General features: G+C 64.1%; 19 protein-coding genes. 6 read left to right on the plus strand and 13 right to left on the minus strand.

Annotated features, from left to right (window positions below; translation table 11 throughout):
* Positions 1 to 135 precede the first annotated feature (135 nt).
* Positions 136 to 1,947: an IlvD/Edd family dehydratase gene (locus tag ASD80_RS06230; protein ID WP_056230450.1), complete on the plus strand. Its 1,812-nt coding sequence runs from the start codon at positions 136 to 138 to the stop codon at positions 1,945 to 1,947.
* A gap of 39 nt (positions 1,948 to 1,986) precedes the next feature.
* Here ASD80_RS06230 and ASD80_RS06235 read toward each other — a convergent pair whose 3' ends face one another.
* The 3 genes from ASD80_RS06235 to ASD80_RS06245 are packed head-to-tail and all read right to left on the minus strand — an operon-like array spanning position 1,987 to position 6,262.
* The gene (locus ASD80_RS06235; RefSeq protein ID WP_162247325.1) at positions 1,987 to 4,635 is read right to left on the minus strand and encodes an alpha-L-rhamnosidase; all 2,649 of its coding nucleotides are present in this window, start codon (positions 4,633 to 4,635) and stop codon (positions 1,987 to 1,989) included.
* 10 nt (positions 4,636 to 4,645) lie between these two features.
* Entirely contained in the window at positions 4,646 to 5,323 is a 678-nt protein-coding gene (locus tag ASD80_RS06240) for a GntR family transcriptional regulator (RefSeq protein WP_056230453.1), read from the minus strand.
* Positions 5,324 to 5,362: 39 nt separating this feature from the next.
* Complete coding sequence (locus ASD80_RS06245) at positions 5,363 to 6,262, minus strand: dihydrodipicolinate synthase family protein (RefSeq protein ID WP_056230490.1); 900 nt, start codon at positions 6,260 to 6,262, stop codon at positions 5,363 to 5,365.
* Positions 6,263 to 6,423: 161 nt separating this feature from the next.
* Between ASD80_RS06245 and ASD80_RS06250 the strand changes: the two genes are divergently transcribed.
* From ASD80_RS06250 to ASD80_RS18710, 4 genes are all read left to right on the plus strand, one after another.
* The gene (locus tag ASD80_RS06250) at positions 6,424 to 7,416 is read left to right on the plus strand and encodes a sialic acid TRAP transporter substrate-binding protein SiaP (protein WP_056230456.1); all 993 of its coding nucleotides are present in this window, start codon (positions 6,424 to 6,426) and stop codon (positions 7,414 to 7,416) included.
* A gap of 4 nt (positions 7,417 to 7,420) precedes the next feature.
* Entirely contained in the window at positions 7,421 to 7,927 is a 507-nt protein-coding gene (locus tag ASD80_RS06255) for a TRAP transporter small permease (RefSeq protein ID WP_056230458.1), read from the plus strand.
* Positions 7,928 to 8,044: 117 nt separating this feature from the next.
* The gene (locus ASD80_RS06260) at positions 8,045 to 9,346 is read left to right on the plus strand and encodes a TRAP transporter large permease (RefSeq protein ID WP_056230460.1); all 1,302 of its coding nucleotides are present in this window, start codon (positions 8,045 to 8,047) and stop codon (positions 9,344 to 9,346) included.
* 195 nt (positions 9,347 to 9,541) lie between these two features.
* Positions 9,542 to 9,934, plus strand: a complete 393-nt coding sequence (locus ASD80_RS18710) for a GFA family protein (RefSeq protein ID WP_156460357.1) — start codon at positions 9,542 to 9,544, stop codon at positions 9,932 to 9,934.
* 266 nt (positions 9,935 to 10,200) lie between these two features.
* On the opposite strand, the gene ASD80_RS06270 is transcribed toward ASD80_RS18710, so the two are convergent.
* From ASD80_RS06270 to ASD80_RS06315, 10 genes are all read right to left on the minus strand, one after another.
* Positions 10,201 to 10,413, minus strand: a complete 213-nt coding sequence (locus ASD80_RS06270) for a cold-shock protein (RefSeq protein WP_056230464.1) — start codon at positions 10,411 to 10,413, stop codon at positions 10,201 to 10,203.
* A gap of 395 nt (positions 10,414 to 10,808) precedes the next feature.
* Positions 10,809 to 11,069: a hypothetical protein gene (locus ASD80_RS06275; RefSeq protein WP_156460358.1), complete on the minus strand. Its 261-nt coding sequence runs from the start codon at positions 11,067 to 11,069 to the stop codon at positions 10,809 to 10,811.
* 74 nt (positions 11,070 to 11,143) lie between these two features.
* Complete coding sequence (lexA, locus tag ASD80_RS06280) at positions 11,144 to 11,857, minus strand: transcriptional repressor LexA (RefSeq protein ID WP_056230468.1); 714 nt, start codon at positions 11,855 to 11,857, stop codon at positions 11,144 to 11,146.
* A 107-nt stretch (positions 11,858 to 11,964) separates the two neighbouring features.
* Complete coding sequence (glp, locus tag ASD80_RS06285) at positions 11,965 to 13,167, minus strand: gephyrin-like molybdotransferase Glp (protein WP_056230470.1); 1,203 nt, start codon at positions 13,165 to 13,167, stop codon at positions 11,965 to 11,967.
* Positions 13,164 to 13,637, minus strand: coding sequence for a cyclic pyranopterin monophosphate synthase MoaC (moaC, locus tag ASD80_RS06290; protein ID WP_056230472.1), 474 nt, complete (start codon positions 13,635 to 13,637; stop codon positions 13,164 to 13,166). Before moaC ends, glp begins: the two co-directional genes overlap by 4 nt.
* A complete protein-coding gene (gene trpC, locus ASD80_RS06295; protein WP_056230473.1) occupies positions 13,637 to 14,449 on the minus strand; it encodes an indole-3-glycerol phosphate synthase TrpC in 813 nt (270 codons plus the stop codon). The genes moaC and trpC overlap by 1 nt, the downstream gene beginning before the upstream one ends.
* On the minus strand, positions 14,446 to 15,468 hold the full coding sequence (trpD, locus tag ASD80_RS06300) for an anthranilate phosphoribosyltransferase (protein WP_056230476.1): 1,023 nt from the start codon (positions 15,466 to 15,468) through the stop codon (positions 14,446 to 14,448). Before trpD ends, trpC begins: the two co-directional genes overlap by 4 nt.
* Positions 15,465 to 16,064, minus strand: a complete 600-nt coding sequence (locus ASD80_RS06305) for an anthranilate synthase component II (RefSeq protein ID WP_056230478.1) — start codon at positions 16,062 to 16,064, stop codon at positions 15,465 to 15,467. Before ASD80_RS06305 ends, trpD begins: the two co-directional genes overlap by 4 nt.
* A gap of 213 nt (positions 16,065 to 16,277) precedes the next feature.
* Positions 16,278 to 17,786, minus strand: a complete 1,509-nt coding sequence (gene trpE, locus ASD80_RS06310; protein WP_056230480.1) for an anthranilate synthase component I — start codon at positions 17,784 to 17,786, stop codon at positions 16,278 to 16,280.
* A 38-nt stretch (positions 17,787 to 17,824) separates the two neighbouring features.
* The gene (locus ASD80_RS06315) at positions 17,825 to 19,696 is read right to left on the minus strand and encodes a peptidylprolyl isomerase (RefSeq protein ID WP_082555102.1); all 1,872 of its coding nucleotides are present in this window, start codon (positions 19,694 to 19,696) and stop codon (positions 17,825 to 17,827) included.
* A gap of 124 nt (positions 19,697 to 19,820) precedes the next feature.
* Here ASD80_RS06315 and tpiA point away from each other — a divergent pair, with 124 nt between their 5' ends.
* The gene (tpiA, locus tag ASD80_RS06320; RefSeq protein WP_082555103.1) at positions 19,821 to 20,576 is read left to right on the plus strand and encodes a triose-phosphate isomerase; all 756 of its coding nucleotides are present in this window, start codon (positions 19,821 to 19,823) and stop codon (positions 20,574 to 20,576) included.
* Positions 20,577 to 20,706 lie beyond the last annotated feature (130 nt).

Here is a 20,706-nt window from a genome sequence, read left to right on the forward strand (position 1 = left end):
TGGGAAATATCGCGGAGGCTGCTTCTCATTTGTATGATTTTTTCCTCGGAATCGCGTTCACTCTGGCGTAAGCCATGCTAGAACGGCTCCAAACGGCGGGCATATTGCGCCCATCGGACCCAAGAGGAAAATGACATGACTGCAGGCAATGGCCACGGCGAGGCGCCCAAGAAATTGCGTTCGCGTGCCTGGTTCGACAATCCCGACAATCCGGACATGACGGCACTCTATCTCGAGCGCTACATGAATTTTGGCGTGTCGCGCGAGGAACTGCAGTCGGGCAAGCCGATCATCGGCATCGCCCAGACAGGCTCGGACCTGTCGCCCTGCAATCGCCACCATATCGTCCTCGCCGAGCGCGTGCGCGACGGCATTCGTGAGGCCGGCGGCATTGCCATCGAATTCCCGGTTCATCCGATTCAGGAAACCGGCAAGCGCCCCACCGCCGGCCTCGACCGCAACCTGGCCTATCTCGGTCTCGTCGAAGTGCTTTACGGCTATCCGCTCGACGGCGTCGTGCTTACCATCGGCTGCGACAAGACCACGCCGGCCATGCTGATGGGCGCCGCCACAGTCAACATTCCCGCGATTGCGCTGTCGGTCGGTCCTATGCTCAACGGCTGGCACAAGGGCGAGCGCACCGGTTCGGGCACCATCGTCTGGAAGGCCCGCCAGATGATGGCGGCCGGTGAGATCGACTATGCCCAGTTCATTGAACTGGTGGCCTCGTCCGCTCCCTCGACCGGCTTCTGCAATACAATGGGCACGGCCTCGACCATGAATTCGCTGGCCGAGGCGCTGGGTATGCAATTGCCCGGTTCGGCCGCCATTCCCGCGCCCTATCGCGACCGCCAGGAAATGGCCTATCGCACCGGCAAGCGCATCGTCGACATGGTGCACGAGGACCTCAAACCCTCCGATATCCTGACCAAGGACAATTTCCTCAACGCCATTGTGGTCAATTCAGCCATTGGCGGCTCGACCAATGCGCCGATCCACATCAACGCCATCGCCAGGCATATCGGCGTGCCGCTCGATATCGACGACTGGCAGAAGCACGGCCACAAGGTGCCGTTGCTGGTCAATCTGCAGCCCGCCGGCGAATATCTGGGCGAGGATTTCTACCATGCCGGCGGCGTGCCGGCGGTGGTCAACGAGCTGATGGGCCAGGGGCTGATCCGCGAGGGTGCGCCCACCGTCAACGGCAAGCCCATCGGCGAGAACTGCAAGGCAACGCCGATCCAGGACGACAAGGTCATCCGCCCCTTCGCCAATCCGCTCAAGGCCGAGGCCGGGTTCCTGGTGCTGCGTGGCAACCTCTTCGACAATGCCATCATGAAGACCAGCGTGATCTCGTCGGAGTTCCGCGACCGCTATCTCAACAACCCTGCCCATCCCGGCATGTTCGAGGGCAAGGCGGTGGTGTTCGACGGTCCCGAGGACTACCACCACCGCATCGACGATCCGGCGCTCGATATCGACGAGAATACGCTGCTGTTCATGCGCGGCGCCGGCCCCATCGGCTATCCGGGTGCTGCCGAAGTGGTCAACATGCGGCCGCCGGCCTATCTCATCAAGAAGGGCATCCACTCCCTTGCCTGCATCGGCGACGGCCGCCAGTCGGGCACTTCGGGCTCGCCCTCGATCCTCAATGCCTCGCCAGAGGCGGCCGCAGGCGGCAATCTCGCCATCCTCAGGACCGGTGACCAGGTCCGCATTGACCTCAACAAAGGTGAGGCCGATATCCTGATTTCGAACGAGGAAATCGCCCAGCGTCGCGCGGAGCTTGAAGCCGCTGGTGGCTACAAGTTCCCCAAGCACCAGACGCCCTGGCAGGAAATCCAGCGCGGCATCGTCGGCCAGCTCGGCGAGGGCGCCATCCTCAAGCCGGCCGAGAAATACCAGCGCATCGCCCAGACCAACGGCGTCCCGCGCGACAACCACTGAACAGTGACAAGGCCCGCATGCTGTGCGGGCCTTGTGCATTCATGCCGGGACCAGCCGATAGGTCCATTGGCCAGAGCCCACCTGCCACGAGGCCGCCGCATGGTCCGGGCAGCGCCAGCCGGCGGGCAGGCGCAGGCTTCCCTTGCTGTTGGGCGGCACAATGATGGTCCAGACGACCTCATCACCTTCAAAGCGCCAATCGCTCGCTACCGTGCCGCGCGTGGTCTGGTACTGGGCCGACAGGGGCGACAGGCGCGGATCGAACAGGGGCGCCAATCTGATGACGGCGTAACCCGGACCTTCCGGGCTGGCATCGATTCCAGCGATGCGCGACCAGATCCACTCACCCACCGCGCCATAGGCGTAGTGGTTGAACGAGTTCATGCTGGCGCTCTGGAAGCCCTTTTCGGGGGTCCAGCCATCCCAACGTTCCCAGATCGTGGTGGCGCCGTGGCGGATGGAAAATCCCCAGCTCGGATAGGTGTCCTTGAGCAGAAGGTCCATGGCCAGATCGTCTCGGCCAATGGCGGACAGGACCGGGCAGAGATGGCGGACGCCGAGGAAACCGGTCTGCAGGTGGCCATCAGCTTGGGTGATGAGTTCTACAAGGCGCTGGGCGGCCGCGGCCTGCGCGGGGTCATCGATAATGCCGAAATCGAGAGCCAGCAGATAAGCGGTCTGGGTATCGCCAAGCAGGCGTCCGTCAGGAAGAAGGAAGCTGTTGCGGAAGGCGGCGGCGATGTTGCCCGCGGTTTCGCGGTAGCGTGCGGCATCGGCCGGCCGGCCGAGGACTCTTGCCATTTCTGCCATCAAGTCGCTGACGTGATACCAGTAGGCGGTGGCAACCAGGGTTCTGTCGGACGCCGCGCCGACGCTCAGCCAGTCGCCATAATTGTTGTAGACGGCGTTGTGGCGCACGAAGTCGGGATTGGCCTCGCCGATATGCGCCATCCAGCGCTCGAAGGCAGGCCAATAGCGTTCGAGCAGGCCACGGTCGCCATAGCGCAGCCAATGCTGCCAGCCCATGATGATCGGCGCATCGCCCCAGCCGGGCGCGCCGGGCTGGGCGGTCAGGCGATAGGGATTGAGCGGCTTGGTCGGCGCCACGTCGGGAAAGGCGCCGTCCGGGGATTGGCCATCCTCGATATCGAGCATCCACTTGGTGAGAAATGCCGATACATCCATGAAATAGCCGGCCGTCTTCCAGAACACCTGCGCGTCGGCGGTCCAGCCATAGCGCTCGTCGCGCTGCGGGCAGTCGGTGGGCACGGCGAGAAAATTGTCGCGCTGGCTCCAGAAGATGTTGGAAAGCAACTGGTTGACCATGGCATGGCCAGTTTCGATTGTGCCGGTGACCGGCGTATCGGTCTGGATGGCGATGCCGGTCAGCCCTACATCCTCCGCGCCAATGCCGTCGGGCAGGGCCAGTTCCACATAGCGAAAGCCATGGAAGGTGAAGCGCGGCTTGAAGGTCTCTTCGCCGGTGCCGGCGGCAATGAAGATATCGGTGGCGACCGCATGGCGCAGATTGGCCACATACAGTTCCCGCTCACCGTCGAGCATTTCGGCGTGGCGCAGGGTGAAGCGGGCATCCGCAGGCGCGCTGACGGTCAGTTCGACATAGCCGGCAATATTCTGTCCAAGATCGAATATCGCCGCGCCATTTCGGGCGTGATGGGAAAACTGTCCAGGCAGGCTTGCCACCTCGCGCGCCGGCTGGACCCGCGCTGCGTCGAGCTGCGGCGCCTGTGGATCGGGCATGAATGCCTCCACCGGCTGCCAGCCCAGTAACGGGCCAGGTCGTTCGCTCCAGCCGGCCAGCTCAAGGCGCGCGTCATACATTTCGCCCATCAGGAAGTCGGAATAGCAGATGGGGCCCTGGCGGGTCTGCCAGTCGCCATCGCTGGCCACGATCTCGGTGCGCCCGTCGGCAAAGTGCAGGTGTAGCTGGCAGAACAGGGCAGGGCGGCCGCCATAGTGATTGCCGGCGCGCCGCTGATTGTGCCCGACGCGCCCCGAGTACCACCCCTCGCCGAGTATCGCACCCAGCACATTGTCGCCGCCATGTACCAAATCGGTCACGTCGTGGACCTGGTACTCGACCCGGGTATGATAATCCGTCCAGCCGGGCGCCATGACGTCGGCGCCAACGCGCCGGCCATTGAGCCAGACCTCGTAGAGCCCGAGCGCAGTAACATAAAGCGTCGCGCGGACCGGCACGTCCTCCGCGCGGAAATCCCGGCGCAGGTAATCCGCCGGTCGGGCCTGCCAGCGATTGTCATAAGGGTTGTCGGCCGGCACTTCGCGTCCTGCCGGCAAGACGAAATACCGCGCGATCCACTGCGCCCGCCAATCCTCGGCGCCAAGGCCGGTGAAAATGACGGCTGGTGCCGAGGGAGAGGAAGCCTGCCCGGCCTCGTCCCAAACCGTCACCGTCCAGCTCAGCTCCGCATCGGCCGGTAGGGCGGGGCCGCCATAGGGCACGAGCTGGGAGTCGCCCGATGCGACCACGCCGCTATCCCAGAACCTCTCTCCCACCCGATCCCGGACGATGATTCGATAGGCCGTCTGCCGCCGGTCCCGGCCTTCCCCCTCCAGTGCCCAGGATAGCCGGGGTGCAGGCGTGTTCAGCCCGCGCGCCGTGGCCAGATGCTCGCAGCGCAGGTCGTAGGGTCGCAATGGGGTCACGATGGGTCTGCTAGAGTTCGAGGGCGCGCTCGCGCGCATTCAGCATGTGCCGGTCCATGGCATCGATGGCGGCATGGGCGTCGCGGCTGCGGATGGCGGCGATGATGGCGAGATGGTCGCCGAAGGCCGCGGGCAGCACGCTGGCCGACAGGCTGATGCGATCGAGCTTGATGAGCCGGATGCGAATGGCGTTGACGGCATAGGCCTGGATCAGCAGCTCGTTCTGTGTGCCGGCAATCAGCAGGTTGTGGAAGCCGTCATCCACCTGCTGGCCGCGCTCGAACAGCTCGGGATTGGGGTTGGTCCGCACCTGATCGCTGATGGCGCGGTGCAGCGCCTCCTGGGTGTCGAGCACCTCGTCCTCCATGCGGCGCACGGCGGTCAGCACGGCCTCGCGCTCCAGCGCGGCGCGCAACTGGAAGGCCTGCCGGATCATCGGCAGGTCGATCTGGGTGATCTGGATGCCGCGCTGCGGCATCACATTGAGCAGGCCTTCGTATTGCAGGCGCGGCAACAGTTCGCGCAATGCACCGATGGAAAGACCGAGCAGCGCCACCAGCTCGCGCTGTGACACGAATTGTCCCGGCCGCAGCCGCCCGTCAAACAGCGCCTGGCGGAACCGCTCATAGGCGGCCTGCTTCACGTTGCGCAGTTCGGTCGGTTCGGCTTCAGGCTCTAGTGCGGACACGTCCAGGCTCCTCGGGACACGGGCGTCGTTGCGCCGCGGTCATGCCGCCACATCAAACCCGCTTTGGGCGAAAGAAGCCATGAGTTTGGTGCGGCCTTCCCCCACCAGTGGCGTCAATGGCGGCAAGGGGCGGGCATAATTTTCGTCGCCGAGAATTTGCGCCAGCGCCGCCTTGAGCGCCACCAGCGAACCACCGGCATCGACGGCCAGGATGCGCTGGGTCTGCTTGGCCAGCAGATCGGCATTGTCGGGCGTGTCGTAAAGCGCACGCAGGTCGCGGGCAAAGACGTTGGGCATGCCGCCGATCATGCCGGCGCCGCCATTGGCCAGTAGCGTCGGCAGCACGCGGTCGTCGCCGGTGAAGATGGCGAGGGTCTTGAACGTGGATGACAGCATGACGCCGTTGTCGACGTCCCCGGTCGAATCCTTGATGCCGGCAATGCGTGCGCCATGCTTGCCGACCAGCGCCTCGACCAATGTGCGGGTGAAGCGGATGCGGCTCAGTTGCGGGATATTGTAGAGCAGCAGGTCGATATCGGTCGCCGCGCGCGTCCGTTCGATCAGCGCATCGAACCAGCCGGCGATTCCGGCTTCGCTGGTGCCGTAGTAGAAGGGTGGCAGGACCAAAGCGGCGCGGCAGCCCAGCTCCGCAATGCCGACCAGAGTGCGGGCGGCGTCGTCGAGCGTCGGGGTCATGACGGCCGGAATCTGGCGGCTCATATCGGCACCGGCAGCGCGCAGCGCCCTGAGTGAAGCCAGCTTTTCGGCCGTCGACAGGGAGGCGCCTTCGCCGGTCGTGCCGAAAGTCGAGACATAGGCGCAACCATTGTCCAGGAGGCGCGTGGTATGCGCCGCCAGCCGGCCGACATCAACCGACAGATCGTCGGCGAAGGGAGTGATCGATGCGGTAATGACGCCTTTCAGCGGGGCTTTGGACAAGTCTTCCTCCTCATCTGCATACTGATACAATCAGTTATGCAATCAAATATCAAATCACTGTTTACATGAGCTGGAAGTTAATGCAAGGTGCGCCGCGTTGCGCTTGGAGGACGCCTGGGGAGGCTCCGTTGCGCGCTCGTTATTTCCCTGGAGGAGGGATCATGATGCTTATCAAGACCATCGCATTGGCGGCCGTTTCCACGCTCGCTTTGACACTTGCTGCTGCCGCGCAGGACAAGCTGGAACTCAAATATACCGTGCCGAGCGTCCCGACGGACCTGCATACCCAGGCCATGAAGGTATTCGCCGATAAGCTCGAAGAGCTGGTTCCCGGCCGCTTCGACATCCAGCTCTACGATTCGGGCTCGCTCTTCGCCCAGGGCGCCGATCTCGATGCGCTGCAGCGCGGCAATGCCGAAATGACCTATGTGTCGTTCCAGCTCATCGCCGACGCTATTCCCGAATATGGCCTGCTGACCGCCGGCTACCTGTTCCAGAGCCCGGAGCATTACCGCGCCTTCTTCGGCAGCGATATCGGTGCCGAGTTCAAGCAGCGCGTGTCCGACGAGATGGGCATCCAGCTGCTCGATACCTGCTATCTCGGCACCCGCCAGATCAACCTGCGTACCGCCCGCGACGTGCAGACTCCGGACGACCTGGCCGGTGTGAAGCTGCGCATGCCGTCCTCGGATGCGTGGCTGTTCCTGGGTCAGGCGCTCGGCGCCAATCCGACGCCGCTGCCGTTCGGGGAAGTCTATCTTGGCCTGCAGGCCGGCACGATCGATGGCCAGGACAATCCGCTGCCGTCCGTCGAAGCGGCCAAGTTCTATGAAGTCACCGAGCAGATCGTATTGACCAGCCACCTGGTCGACGGCATCAACGTGGCCGTCAATAACCAGACCTGGGAACAGCTCAGCGATGCCGAAAAGGCCGCGATGACCGAGGCCGCCGTGGCCTCCTGCGACTGGAACAACGAAAAGCGCGTGGCCGACGAACAGCGTCTGGTCTCGTTCTTCGAGGAACAGGGCCTGACGATCACCACGCCGGACGTGGACGCCTTCCGGACCCACGTGCAGGATTACTACCTCAATTCTGATCGCGCTGCGTCCTGGCCGGAAGGCTGGATCGAGCAGATCAACGCTTTGGCCAAGTAGGTTCATGTTCGACGATCCCGCGACCACCAGGCTTCCGCCCTGGCTGCGCTACCTCAAGGGGGGCGCCGATCTCATCGGCGTCCTTCTGTTCACGGTCGCCTTCCTCGGCTTCATCGTGCAGGTCTTTTTCCGCTACGTGGTGAACCGCCCGATCCTGTGGACCGAGGAGGTCACCATGATCGCCTTCGTCTGGACGGTGTTCTGGGCGGCGGCCTGCATGGTCAATATCCGCGAGCATGTCACTTTCGACGTGGTCTACGAGGTCGTCTCGCCGCGGATCAAGCGTGTCATGGCGATCGTTTCCATGATCGTGTTGATCATCGCCTTCGTGCTGCTGGTTCCGGCGACCTGGGACTATCTCGAATTCCTGCTGCGCAAGCGGAGCCCCGTGCTGCGCATCCCGATGACCTGGATTTACGGCTGCTACCTGCTGTTCGTGGTCAATTTCACCATTCAGGCCGCTGTGCGGCTCTGGCGATTGTTCACCCCCGATTGGGGCAGGCAGATCTAGGCATGTCTCCCGAAAGTGGCCCCGGTTTGGGGACGAAGACATGCGTAAAAAACGCGCCAAAGCGCTTAGAGCGCATCTGAAAGATCGCGACGCGCTTTAACGCCAAAAGAGGTTTCCATGCTGGTCGAATATGCCCTTCCCATCATGCTCGTGGTGCTGGTCGCGACGACAGTCGCCGGCTTGCCCATGGGCATTGCCATGATTGCCTCGAGCGTTCTCTACCTTCTCATCTCGGGCCGCGACGTGGGCCTGGGCGCCGAAATGGTGCTCAACGGCATTTTCGGCAATTTCGCCGCGCTGGCGGTGCCGCTCTTCATCTTTGCCGCCAACATCATGGATGCCGGCAAGATTTCCGACCGCCTGCTGACCTTCTGCCTGGCGCTGGTCGGGCGCATGCCCGGCGGCATGGCGCAGGTCAACATTCTCACCAGCCTGATCTTTTCGGGCATGAGCGGCTCCGCCATTTCCGATGCGGCGGGTATCGGCAAGGTGGTCAACGACATGATGACGCGGGAAAATCGCTATCCTCCCGGCTATGCCGGCGCGTTGACCGCCGCCACTGCCGTTGTCGGGCCGATTTTCCCGCCCTCCATTCCGATGGTCTACTACGCTCTGGTGTCCTCGGCCTCCATCGGCGCGCTTTTCCTGGGCGGCGTGGTGCCGGCTCTGCTGATCGTCGGTTTCCAGATGATCGCCGCCTATTTCACAGCCCGGCGGCGCGGCTTCCCGGTCGAGGACGCCATTCCGTTCCGGCAGTTTCCACTGATCTTCCTGCGCGCTTTCCCGGCCCTGCTGATGCCGGCCATCCTGCTGGGCGGCATCTATTCCGGCGCCTTCACGCCCACCGAGGCGGCCGCCGTCTCGGCCTTCTATGCACTCCTGCTGGCGCTGTTCGCCTATCGCAGCCTTGGCTTCAAGAGCTTCGCCGCGGTGGTTTATTCCACGGTCAAGACGACCGCCGTGGTCAGCATCGTGCTCTGCGGTGCTTTCGTGTTCAACTATGTGATCGCCATCGAGCGCATCCCGCAGATGGTCTACGAGGTCTTCGCCTACTACCAGATGGAGGCCTGGCTGTTCCTGCTGCTGCTGAACATCCTGTTCCTCATCCTGGGCTGCTTTCTCGACGTGTCGACCATCCAGCTGGTCATCGTGCCGCTGTTCATTCCGACGGCGCTGGCCCTCGGCGTCGATCTCGTCCATCTGGGCGTCGTCCTGGTGCTCAACATGATGATCGGCCTCATCACCCCGCCAATGGGCATGCTGTTATTCGTCATCAAGGCGGTGAACGGCATCAGCATCAGCGCCATAATCAAGGAACTCTGGCCGCATCTGCTGCTGCTGATGGTGGTCCTGTTCATGATCACCTACATACCCGACCTCGTGCTCTGGCTGCCGCGCCAGGCCGGCGCGATGCACTAGAATACTGGGCGATATTCAGGTCCTCTGGCGCAATCGTGCTGTTTCACCGGGTCGTTCCCGCGCAAGCGGGAACCTCTGTTTGCCACAACATTCCGGGGACGTGTTTGATCCGGCTGCCGGGCGGCCGGGTCGCGCGCCTTTCAGTGTTGCGCAGCGATAGGGTAGGGTTGTCCCGGTGACTCGCGGGGCCAGGACATGACGACGCCAGCAACTGAAGCCGACGACAGCGCGCCCCTCGTCGCGTCCTGCCACTGCGGCAGGGTGAAAATAGGTCTGGCGAGCGTCCCGACCGTGGTGGTCGAGTGCAATTGCAGTCTCTGCCGCCGCTATGGCGTGCTCTGGGTCTACTACGATATAGCCGAACTCACGGGCCTGCCCGAAGCCGGCGCCGACCATGTCTATGCGTGGAACGGCAGGCATGTGGATTTTCATCGCTGCCGCGATTGCGGCTGCGTCACCCACTGGGCACCGCGATCGGCGGGGCGGCAAACGCGGGGCATCAATGCGCGGCTGCTTCCCCCGGCTGTCGTCGCAGCGGCCAGGCTGCGGCACAAGGACGGCGCCGGTACGGGCCGGTATCTCGACTAGGACCAGTCGCCGGCCTGCAAATGCCGGCCTTTCCGCGCCTCCACTCCTCACCGGCCCCTACGTGCGCGCCAGTCCGGTTCTCGAAAACCGCCATTTTCGGCTCAGCCTCAGACGTTGTCGATTGGTCCTGGCGGCCCCGACAGCGCCGGTGGACATGACCATGGCGGACGAAATCCCGCCAGACCGCGCAAAAAAAAGGCCACCGCGTTTACCGCGGTGGCCCTTGTGCCAGCGGCGCCGAAGCGCGCTCGCCGATGTCGCTGAGCCTAGAGCAGGGTCAGGTTGGTCGCCGATTCCTTGCCGTCACGGCCGGTCTCGAGCTCATAGGTCACCTTGTCGTTCTCGTAGAGGCCCTGCAGGCCCGAACGCTGAACGGCGGAGATGTGGACGAAGGCATCCTTGCCGCCATTTTCAGGCGAAATGAAGCCGAAGCCCTTGGTGGTGTTGAAGAATTTCACGGTGCCGGTGATGAGGGCCATGATAGTTTCCTTTTGCTCGTACCGAGCGGTTATCCAATGGCAACATGCCAAGGGGACATAACGTTCGCATGATCGAGAAGGAAGCCACGGACCGGCGCACCGGCGTCAGGCAGCCGACTTAGGCTGAAAACGTATGGCCTCTATGTGGCACGGAAACCGTCATTCCGCAAGATGTGTGCCCGTAAGAGTTTGCCGATACTTCCATTTTGCCGTTTCAACCGTACCCGCAAGTACGGGCAAGAGCAACAACAACCTGCCGGGATTGGCCCCGCCTCCCGCGCGCCGGTGCCCGCCACCACGCGGTCGCAGGAGCCGGACGCGAACACCGGGCCGGCAAACCCGCCACCCAATCATGCCGATAATATCGTCGGCCGGCGAAAGCGTCCGCCCGCCGATCAGCCCTCGCTATTTGCCGCCAATGTCGTCCAGCGGCCGCCGGCATCGCATTGCAGCATCAGGCTGTCATTGTTGCGGATGCCGACCACAGCGCCGACCGAGGACAATTCGCCCTCCAGCAGGCAGCCGATGACCGGCGCTCCGGCCTCGGCTTCCTTCCAGCCCCGTCCGGCCTCGCAGACCGCGGTCGAATTGCCGGCATTGATGCCCGCGCCGGCCGAGAAGGTGACATCCCCGACCCAGCACCTTGTCTCCTTCACGCTCGCTTCCTGGGCAACCGTCGGGCTGCACAGGAAAGAAACCAGTCCCAATGCCAGAACCAGGGCGGGCCGCATTAGTATTTCCGCAGCAGGCCGACAAGTCGGCCCTGCACCTTCACCCGGTCGGGCGGGAAGATGCGGGTCTCATAAGCCGGATTGGCCGCTTCGAGCGCCACGGTATTTCCCTTGCGACGCAGGCGCTTGAGGGTGGCTTCTTCATCATCCACGAGAGCGACGATGATTTCCCCGGTGCTGGCGGCTTCCTGCTTCTTGATGAGCACGGTGTCGCCATCGAAGATGCCGGCATCGATCATCGAGTCGCCGCGCACTTCGAGCGCATAATGCTCGCCGGCGCCCAGCATTTCGGGCGGCACCATGATGGTATGGGAGTGGGTCTGGATCGCCTCGATCGGCGTGCCGGCGGCGATGCGGCCCATGACCGGGATGGCGACGGGTCGCACATAGTCCTCGGTTGCCGAAATGCGTGAGGGTGGCGTGGCCACCTTGCCCAGATTGCCCTCGATCACCGACGGCTCGAAGCGCACCTTGCGGCCGCCGAGCGAAGGGTTCATCGAATCGGGCAGCTTGACCACTTCGAGCGCCCGCGCCCGGTTGGGCAGGCGGCGGATGAAGCCGCGTTCCTCCAGCGCCGTGATCAGCCGGTGAATGCCCGATTTGGACGCCAGATCGAGCGCATCCTTCATCTCATCGAACGATGGCGGGATGCCGCTTTCCTTCATCCGTTCGTGGATGAACATCAGCAGCTCGTGTTGTTTGCGCGTGAGCATGGGCCCCTCGGGGAGAGAATCGGAACATAGACAGAACGACTATACGTGTTCCAGTTATGTTCTGCAATATCTCTCTGCGCCATGCAGTCTTGGTCTGGATTCGACTGTCAGAATGCGTCGATGGGCAACGCTTCGACAATCGTGCCGGCCTGCTGGCCCGGATCGTTTTCCGGCTGGACGATCAGCATGTCGGCACGAGCCAGGGACGAGGTGTGCCCGCTGTCGGTCTGGGCAATGGGCAGCAGCGCCAGCCCGTCCGCCCCATGCAGCAGGCGGGCCCGCATGAAGTGGCGGCGCGCCGTATTGGGCGGCGTGGCCTCCGCCAAAGGCAGGCGCCAGCTCGCCTTCTGTCGATAGCCCAGCCAGTGCCGCAGGGCCGGGCGGATGAAAACCAGTGCCGTCACCATGGCCGAAACCGGATTGCCCGGCAGGCCGAAAATCAGCGTTTTGCCGCGGGTGCCGAACATCAGCGGCTTGCCCGGCCGCATGTTGATGCGCCAGAAATCCAGCGTCACGCCCAGCTCGAGCAGGATGTCCTGCACGATATCGTGGTCGCCCACGCTGGCCCCGCCGGTGGTGACCACCACATCCGGCTCCCCGGCAAACATCGATTCCAGCCTGCCCCGCAGCGCAGGCCGGTTGTCTGGTGCAATCCCGTGGTCGGTCACATCGGCAGCATAGGGCGCCAGGAGTGGCCGCAGCCCGAAACTGTTGGACGCCACGATCTGGTCCGGCCCCAGCACCGTGCCCGGCAATACCAGTTCATCCCCGGTCGCCAGCAGCGCGATGCGCGGGCGCCTGGCCACGGCAAGCGTCGCGGTATTGGCGGCCGCCGCCACTGCCAGTTGCATCGGTGCGATCAGCGTCCCGGCCTCGACCAGCACCTGCCCGCGCGAAAAGTCATTGCCCAGCGGCCTGATGCTATGGCCCAGCCGGGCAGGGGCGGTGAAGGATACGAAATCCCCATCCGTCACGGCCTGTTCCTGCATGATGACGGTGTCGGCTCCGGCGGGCACCGGCGCTCCGGTGAAGATCCGCACCGCTTCGCCCGCTCCCACCGGCCCGGCAAAGCCGGTGCCGGCCTGCGCGGTACCGACGATCCTGAGCCGGTGCCCCGCCACCACATCGGCGGCGCGCATGGCATAGCCGTCCATGGCGCTGGCATCAAATGGCGGCTGGTCATGCGTGGCGATCACCGGCGCCAGCAGCACACGGCCGGCCGCCTCGGCCAGTGCCACGCTTTCGGCCACCGGCTCGGGCACGCGCTTGAGGATGGCGGCAATGGCGTCGTCGACCGGGAGCAGGCTCACCGGATAAAATCGCCCGATTTGCCACCGGATTTTTCCAGCAGGCACAGGTCGGTGATGACCATGGCGCGGTCGATGGCCTTGGCCATGTCGTAGAGCGTCAGCGCCGCCGTCGAAGCTGCCACCAGAGCTTCCATCTCCACTCCGGTCTGCCCGGTGGTTTCGGCCGTGGCATGGATGAGGACAGCCTCAGTGCCGTCTGCCGCGATGTCGACGCTGACCTTGGTCAGCGCGATCGGGTGGCACAGCGGAATGAGCTCACTTGTCTTCTTGGCCGCCATGATGCCGGCAATCCGAGCCACGGCCAGCGCGTCGCCCTTCTTCAGTCCGCCGCCCATGATGGCCGCGATGGTCTCGGGCCGGGCCAGCACCCGCGCCTGCGCCACGGCGCGGCGGCGCGTCACCGCCTTGTCGCCGATATCGACGATATGGGCCTCGCCCTTGTCGTTGAGATGGGTGAGCCCCTGGCCCATCAGCGCACGGCCTGCGGCGCGCCCATCAGCAGGGCACGGGTGGCCGCAGCCACGTCCTCCTGCCGCATCAGGCTTTCGCCGACGAGGAAGGTGCCGATGCCGGCCTCATGGTCGAGCTTGAGGATATGCTCGTGATTGACGATGCCGCTTTCGCTCACCAGCAACGTCCCCTTGGGCACGCCCGCAGCGAGGTTGATCGAAGTGTCGAGCGTCGTCTCGAAGGTGCGCAGGTTGCGGTTGTTGATGCCGATGAATTCGGCGCCCAGCGCCAATGCCCGGTCCAGCTCAAGCTGGTCATGCACTTCCACCAGCGCATCCATCTTCCACTCTTCGGCGGCGTCGAGCAGGTAGCGCGCCACGTCGTCACCCACAGCGGCAAGGATGATGAGAATGCAGTCGGCGCCCCAGGCACGCGCCTCGGCCACCTGGTAGGTCTCGAACAGAAAGTCCTTGCGCAGAACCGGCAGATTGGTCGCCGCCCGCGCCTCGATCAGATAGCTCGGCGAGCCCTGGAAGCTCGGCCGGTCGGTCAGCACCGAAAGGCAGGCCGCGCCGGCCATTTCATAGCTCCGGGCAATCTCGGCCGGGTTGAAATCGGCGCGAATCAGGCCCTTGGATGGGCTGGCCTTCTTCACCTCGGCAATCAGCGCGTAGCGTCCTGCCGCCCGCTTGGCCTTGATAGCCTTGAGAAAGCCGCGCGTCGGCGGCTGGTCATGCGCCTCCGCCACCACCTCGGCCCAGGGTCGCATTGCTTTGGCGGCCGCGATTTCCTCGCGCTTATAGGCTTCGATCTGCTGGAGAATGTCGCTCATCGGTCTCGTCCGTGCGATACCGCCACCAGGCGGGCGAGTGTTTCCTTGGCCTTGCCGCTGTCAATAATGCCGGCGGCGACCTCTGCGCCTTCGCGCAGGTCGGCCGCCTTGTCGGCCACAATGAGCGCTGCCCCGGCATTGAGCAGCACCACATCCCGATAGGCCCCCGGCGCGCCGTCGAACAGCGCATGGATGGCCGCCGCATTGTAGTCCGGGTCGGCGCCGAGCAGATCCTTGGCATCATATGTCCGCAGCCCGGCATCTTTGGGGGAGACCTCGAAGCTGCGCAGGTCGCCATTGGCGATCTGGGCAACGAAGCTGGGGCCAGTCACGGTGATTTCGTCCAGCCCGTCGCTGCCATGCACCACCCAGGCCTTGATGGCGCGGTTGGCGAGCAGGGCGGCGGCCACCGGCTCCACCCATTCCTGCGCATAGACGCCGAGCATATAGCGCCGCACGCCGGCCGGGTTCGATTGTGGTCCCAGCAGGTTGAACATGGTGCGCACGCCCATTTCGGCGCGCGACGGCCCGACATGGCGCATGGCCGGGTGATGGCTCGGCGCGAACATGAAGCCGATGCCTGCCTCGTTTATGGTGCGCGAAATCTCGGCTGGCGTCAGGTCCAGTTTCACGCCCAGAGCTTCCAGCGCCTGCGACGAGCCGGACTTGGACGACAGCGCCCGGTTGCCATGCTTGGCCACCGGAATGCCCGCGGCCGCGACCACGATGGCGCTGGCCGTGGAAATGTTGAGCGTGCCGCCGCCGTCGCCCCCTGTGCCCACAATGTCGATGGCGTTTTCCGGCGCCTCGACCGGGATCATCTGCTCGCGCAGGATGGAGACGGCGGCGGCGATCTCGCCCACCGTCTCGCCCTTGATGCGCATCCCCATCAGGAAGGCGCCGATCTGGCTCGGCGTGGCCTCACCGGCCATGATGGTCCGCATGACGCCGCGCATTTCTTCGCCGGTCAGGTCCTTGCGGTCGGCAATCTTGTGGAGGGCTGCCTTGATATCCATCATGCGGCTCGCTTCTGGTTGAAGTCGCGGGCCAGGTTCAAAAAGTTCTGCAGCAAGGCATGGCCATTCTCGCTGGCAATGCTTTCGGGGTGGAACTGCACCCCATGCACCGGCAGGCTCTTGTGCTGCATGCCCATGATCAGCCCGTCATCGGTCGTCGCGGTTACTTCCAGCATATCGGGCAAAGTGTCCTGCTTGACGATCAGGCTATGATAGCGCGTCGCCTCGAAATCGTTGTTGAGGCCACGGAACAGGCCCTTGCCATTGTGGTGGATCTTGCTGGTCTTGCCATGCACGAGATGGGGCGCGCGGATCACATCGCCGCCCATGGCCTGGCCGATGGCCTGGTGGCCCAGGCACACGCCCAGAATCGGCATGTCCGCCTTGAAGCGCTCGATCAGCGCCAGGCAGATGCCCGCCTCGTTGGGCGTGCAGGGGCCGGGCGACAGCACGATGGCCTCGGGCGCCATGGTGGCGATCTGGTCGAGCGTGATCTTGTCGTTGCGATGCACCGTGATATCGGCGCCCAGCTCGCCCAGGAAGTGGACGAGATTGTAGGTAAAGCTGTCGTAATTATCGATGACGAGAGTGCGGGTCATTCGGGTTCGGTCCTCAAACTGGTTCTGGCGGCGATCAGAACCAGCTTTGCCATCGAGACAACTGTACCGCTGCGATCACCGGACAGGCTCCCTCCCCCTCGCGGGGAGGGATGGGGTGGGGGGCTTCCCGAATTGGGAGCGTGTGGCACACCCCCTCCCAACCTCCCCCGTCGAGGGGGAGGAGTCCGATCGCATATGCGGACATACCTGCGTTCATTGCCCGATCCTCGCCTCGCCGGCATAGCGTAGCGCTTCCTCGGCGGCGCTGAAAAGGGCACGGGCCTTGTTTTCGCATTCGAGCTGCTCCAGCTCCGGCTTGCTGTCGGCCACGATCCCGGCGCCCGACTGCACATAGAGCTTGCCATCCTTGAGGATGGCCGTGCGCAGCACGATGCAGGTATCCATCGTGCCATCGGCGCCGAAATAACCCACGCAGCCGCCATAGATGCCGCGTTTCGACTTTTCCAGCTCGTCGATGATCTCCATCGCCCGCACCTTCGGCGCCCCGGAAACCGTGCCTGCAGGGAACCCAGCCGACAGCGCATCGACGAAGTCATATTTCGGATCGAGCACGCCCACCACGTTGGAAACAATGTGCATGACATGGGAATAATATTCGAGGAAGAACTTGTCGGTGACCTTGACCGTCCCGGTCTTCGCCACCCGGCCCACATCGTTGCGGCCCAGATCGAGCAGCATCAGGTGCTCGGCCAGTTCCTTCGGATCGGCAAGCAGTTCGGCCGCCAGTTCCTGGTCCCGCGTCGGCGTGGCGCCGCGTTTGCGCGTGCCGGCGATCGGCCGGATGGTCACTTCGCCATCCTGCACCCGTACCAGGATTTCCGGGCTCGATCCGGCCACCGAAAAGTCGCCGAAATCGAGGAAATACATATAGGGGCTGGGATTGGTTCGCCGCAAAGCCCGATAGAGCGCGGTCGGGCGCAGGGTGAATTCGGCCTCGAAGCGCTGGCTCAGCACCACCTGGAAAATATCCCCGGCGGTTATGTAGTCCTTGGCCTTCGCCACCATGCCGAAATATTCGTCTTTCGACGTGTTGCTGGTGACGGCGATGGATTCGAGATCGGGCAAAGCAGGCGAAGCCGGCATGGCCTGGGTCAGTCGCGCAATGGCGTCGTCAATCCGGGTTTCCGCGGCCTCATAGGCCTGCTTGGCCGATACACCTGATCGCACATAGACTGGCGCGGTGAAATAGAGCTCGTCCTTCAGCGTATCGAAAATTGCCAGCAGCGAAGGCCGCATCAGCATGGCTTCAGGCGTCTGCAAATGGTCCGGATTGCTGTCGGGCAGCTTTTCCATATAGCGGACCATTTCATAGCCCAGGAACCCGTAGATACCCGCCGATTGCGGCGGCAGTCCCTCCGGCACCTCGATCTTGCTGTCGGCCACGAGATTGCGCAGCGCATCGAGCGGCAGGTCGGGCAGGGGCTCGAAAGCCGTCTCGTCGATCTGCGCGGATCGGTTGATCGAGGCCGTGCCGGCTTCGACCTTGAGCATCACGTCGGGCTGGCTGCCGATGATGGAATAGCGGCCCCGCGTCGTCCCGTCCTGCACCGATTCGAGCAGGAAGGTGTTCTTCCGGCCCTGCGCCAGCTTGAGATAGGTACCGACCGGGGTTTCCAGATCCGCCACGATGCGACGCCAGACGATCTGCGACTTTCCAGCATCATATTGCTCGGAGAAGCGCTGATAGAAGTCGTCGCCCATCGTTGTCGTGTCCAGTTGGGGTGAGGCCGGCCTGTCGGTTACAGGCCGGTATTGAGTTCCAGCACCTGCTGCAGCGCCTGTTGGTTGATCGTCATGCGCGCATCGTCGCGGATGGCGGTGACGAAGTCGCCATAGATGCCGATGCGCGCCTCGTTTTCGAGGCTGGCATTGGCGGCTTCCTGCAGTGGCCCTTCGGCGGCGGTCAAGTCGGTCACCTGGAAGACGATGAAATCGCCAGCCTGGCTTACGGCCGAGCCGTGATGGTTGGCATCGCCCGCAAAGGCAGCCGAGGCGACCGCCGCATCGATGCTGCCGTCCTCCGAGCCGAAGCGGGTGAAGGGCGCGCTGATCTGCGGGAACACGTTATAGGACGCGGCTACGTCGGCCAGGGCCTCGCCATTGTCGAGGCGCGTCACCGCTTCTTGCTGCGCTGCCAAGAGGGCGTTGTTGACCCGTTCGGTGGTCATGGTCTCGGTCAACTGGTCGCGCACCTCGTCCAGCGTCTGGTCGCGCGCCGGCTCGACTGCGTTGAGGTCGAACCACAGCGTGCCGTTGCCGGCCAGCGGGATGCCGGCGGTCAGGGCGCCCTGTTCGGCCTTGAAGATGGCCTGGCTGACGCGCGGCACGTCCTCGGCGGCGAGGTCGGAAATCACGCTCAGTTCCGTGCCACCCGAGGTCACATCGGCCTCGTAGAGATCGAGCCCGAAGCGCTCGGCGATTTCGGTCAGTGGACGGAAGGCGGCGCGCAGTTCCTCGACCTGGTCCTGCACGTCGGCAATTTCATTGCGGGCCTCGGCCAGCGCCAGGTTGCTGGCGACCTGGTCGCGAACCGCGTCGAGTTCCGGCACGCCGCCGGCCTCGATGGCCGAAACATGCACGGCGCGCTTGCCGGCAACGCCGTCGATCACCGCGAAGCCGCCCTCCGCCAGCCCGAAGGCCGATGTGGCGAGACCCGCATCATTGATATCGGCCTGCGCCAGCGTGCCCAGCTCGGTCGGGGTCAGGCCGGCGTCGCTCACCAGCGTCTCGAACGGCGTTCCGGCAGCCTTGCCCGCCTCGAAAGCGGTGACCTGGTCGGCATTCAGCACGACCTGCTGAATTGTGCGGCGCTCCGCCTTGCTCAGCGTTGCCTTGGTGCGCTCGTATTCGGCGGCGATCGCGTCATCCGAAATGGTCTTGGTGGCCGCCAGGTCCGCCGTCGACAGGCGCAGCATCTGCACATTGCGCGTTTCGACCGTGCGGAACTCTGCCTGGTGTTCGCTCAGGTAGGCGGCAAGTTCTTCCTCGGTCGGCGCAGCGGGGGGTTCGACATTGGTTTCGATCAGCGCGAAATATTCGATGGTGCGCTGGTCGGCGGCGTAGCGGTTGACCAGGTTCGAGGCGGTTTCCGGCAGTTGGGTGTCGCCGAACAGGCTCAGGATGAGCTGCTGGCGGCGGGCCGCGTCGCTCTGGTCCTCGAAATATTCGGCCTCGGTCAGGCCGCTCATCTGCAGCACCTGCGAAAAGCTGGCCGGATTGAAGGCGCCCAGAGCGTTCTGGAACGAAGGATCCTCGCGCAGCATCTGGCTCAGCTTGCTCTGCGATACGCCGAGCCCGAATCCTTCCGCCATCTGGTCGAGCGCCGCGTCCTGGGCCAGGTTCTGCAGCACCATCGAGGGAATGCCCAGGCTCATGGCATCCTGGGCGGTCGGCACCGAGCCGATCTGCTGGGCCACCTGGTTCAACTGGGTCTGATAGGCCCGCAGGAACTGGCGCGACGTAATATCCTCATTGCCCACCTTGGCCACCGTATTGCTGCCCAGGTCGGCGATGACATTGTTGATGCCGAAGCCGGCCAGGCCGACCAGCAGAAGACCGCCCATGACCTTGCCGGGCCAGGATTTTGCAAAAACACGCAAACTATCGAGCATCTGAGACGTTCCAGTTGGGCAACACCAGGCTTTACCGCAGCAGCGGGAGGGCACTAGTAATTCATTTTGACAGCCGGGGTTAGGGCAAACCTTGCCCCGGTGCAAGAGGCAGCAGGAGCAAAGAGTGACAACGACAATAACGCCGCTGATCGCCGGGAACTGGAAAATGAACGGCCTGCGGGCGTCGCTGGACGAGCTGACGGCCCTGGCGGAGATGATGACTGCGGGCGAGGCGCCCCGCGCGCTGGTGGTCATCTGCCCGCCGTCAACCATCCTGGCAGCGGTGGCGCGCCAGGGCGCGACCTCGGGCATCCTTGCCGGCGGGCAGGATTGCCACCCCGCCGCCTCGGGCGCCCATACCGGCGATATTGCAGCCGGCATGCTGGCCGATGCCGGCGCCCAGTATGTCATTGTCGGCCATTCCGAACGCCGCGCCACCCATGGCGAAACCGATGACCTGGTGCGTGCCAAGGCGGAGGCCGCCATCGGCGCCGGCCTCAAGCCGATCATCTGCGTCGGCGAGACCGAGGCCGAACGCGATGGCGGCAATGCCGAATCCGTTGTCGCCGCCCAGCTTGCCGGCTCCATCCCCGATGCCGCTGGCCAGCATGACGTCATCGTCGCCTATGAGCCGGTCTGGGCCATCGGCACCGGCCGCACCCCCTCCAATGACGACATCGCCCAGATGCACAATTCCATCCGCCGTCAGCTCGTCACCCGCTTCGGCGACAAGGGCCAGTCCATCCACATTCTCTATGGCGGCTCGCTCAAGCCGCAGAATGCCCGCGAAATCCTGGCCATCGATGACGTCAATGGCGGCCTCGTCGGCGGCGCCAGCCTCTTGGCAAAGGACTTCGCGACCATTATCTCCGCCGTGTAGAATTGCACTGTGGAGCAAGCGCTACCCGCCGTGCGTCACCCTCGGGCTTGTATCGACGAAATCTGATTAAGATGTCCCGGGAGGCGGTCGCACCCGCGCTCCCGGGCAGACATCGACCGTCCTCGGGCAG

The organism is Devosia sp. Root635, assembly GCF_001427605.1.
GTDB lineage: Bacteria > Pseudomonadota > Alphaproteobacteria > Rhizobiales > Devosiaceae > Devosia.

Bases quoted from the DNA above. Each gene is read 5' to 3' on its own strand.
- moaC (WP_056230472.1), bottom strand. From the start codon at position 13,637: ATGGGCCAGGGGCTCACCCATCTCAACGACAAGGGCGAGGCCCATATC.
- lexA (WP_056230468.1), bottom strand. From the start codon at position 11,857: ATGCTCACGCGCAAACAACACGAGCTGCTGATGTTCATCCACGAACGG.
- ASD80_RS06250 (WP_056230456.1), top strand. From the start codon at position 6,424: ATGATGCTTATCAAGACCATCGCATTGGCGGCCGTTTCCACGCTCGCT.
- ASD80_RS06270 (WP_056230464.1), bottom strand. From the start codon at position 10,413: ATGGCCCTCATCACCGGCACCGTGAAATTCTTCAACACCACCAAGGGC.
- ASD80_RS06255 (WP_056230458.1), top strand. From the start codon at position 7,421: ATGTTCGACGATCCCGCGACCACCAGGCTTCCGCCCTGGCTGCGCTAC.
- ASD80_RS06260 (WP_056230460.1), top strand. From the start codon at position 8,045: ATGCTGGTCGAATATGCCCTTCCCATCATGCTCGTGGTGCTGGTCGCG.
- ASD80_RS06305 (WP_056230478.1), bottom strand. From the start codon at position 16,064: ATGACCCGCACTCTCGTCATCGATAATTACGACAGCTTTACCTACAAT.
- trpD (WP_056230476.1), bottom strand. From the start codon at position 15,468: ATGATGGATATCAAGGCAGCCCTCCACAAGATTGCCGACCGCAAGGAC.
- ASD80_RS06230 (WP_056230450.1), top strand. From the start codon at position 136: ATGACTGCAGGCAATGGCCACGGCGAGGCGCCCAAGAAATTGCGTTCG.
- ASD80_RS18710 (WP_156460357.1), top strand. From the start codon at position 9,542: ATGACGACGCCAGCAACTGAAGCCGACGACAGCGCGCCCCTCGTCGCG.
- ASD80_RS06315 (WP_082555102.1), bottom strand. From the start codon at position 19,696: ATGCTCGATAGTTTGCGTGTTTTTGCAAAATCCTGGCCCGGCAAGGTC.
- trpC (WP_056230473.1), bottom strand. From the start codon at position 14,449: ATGAGCGACATTCTCCAGCAGATCGAAGCCTATAAGCGCGAGGAAATC.
- trpE (WP_056230480.1), bottom strand. From the start codon at position 17,786: ATGGGCGACGACTTCTATCAGCGCTTCTCCGAGCAATATGATGCTGGA.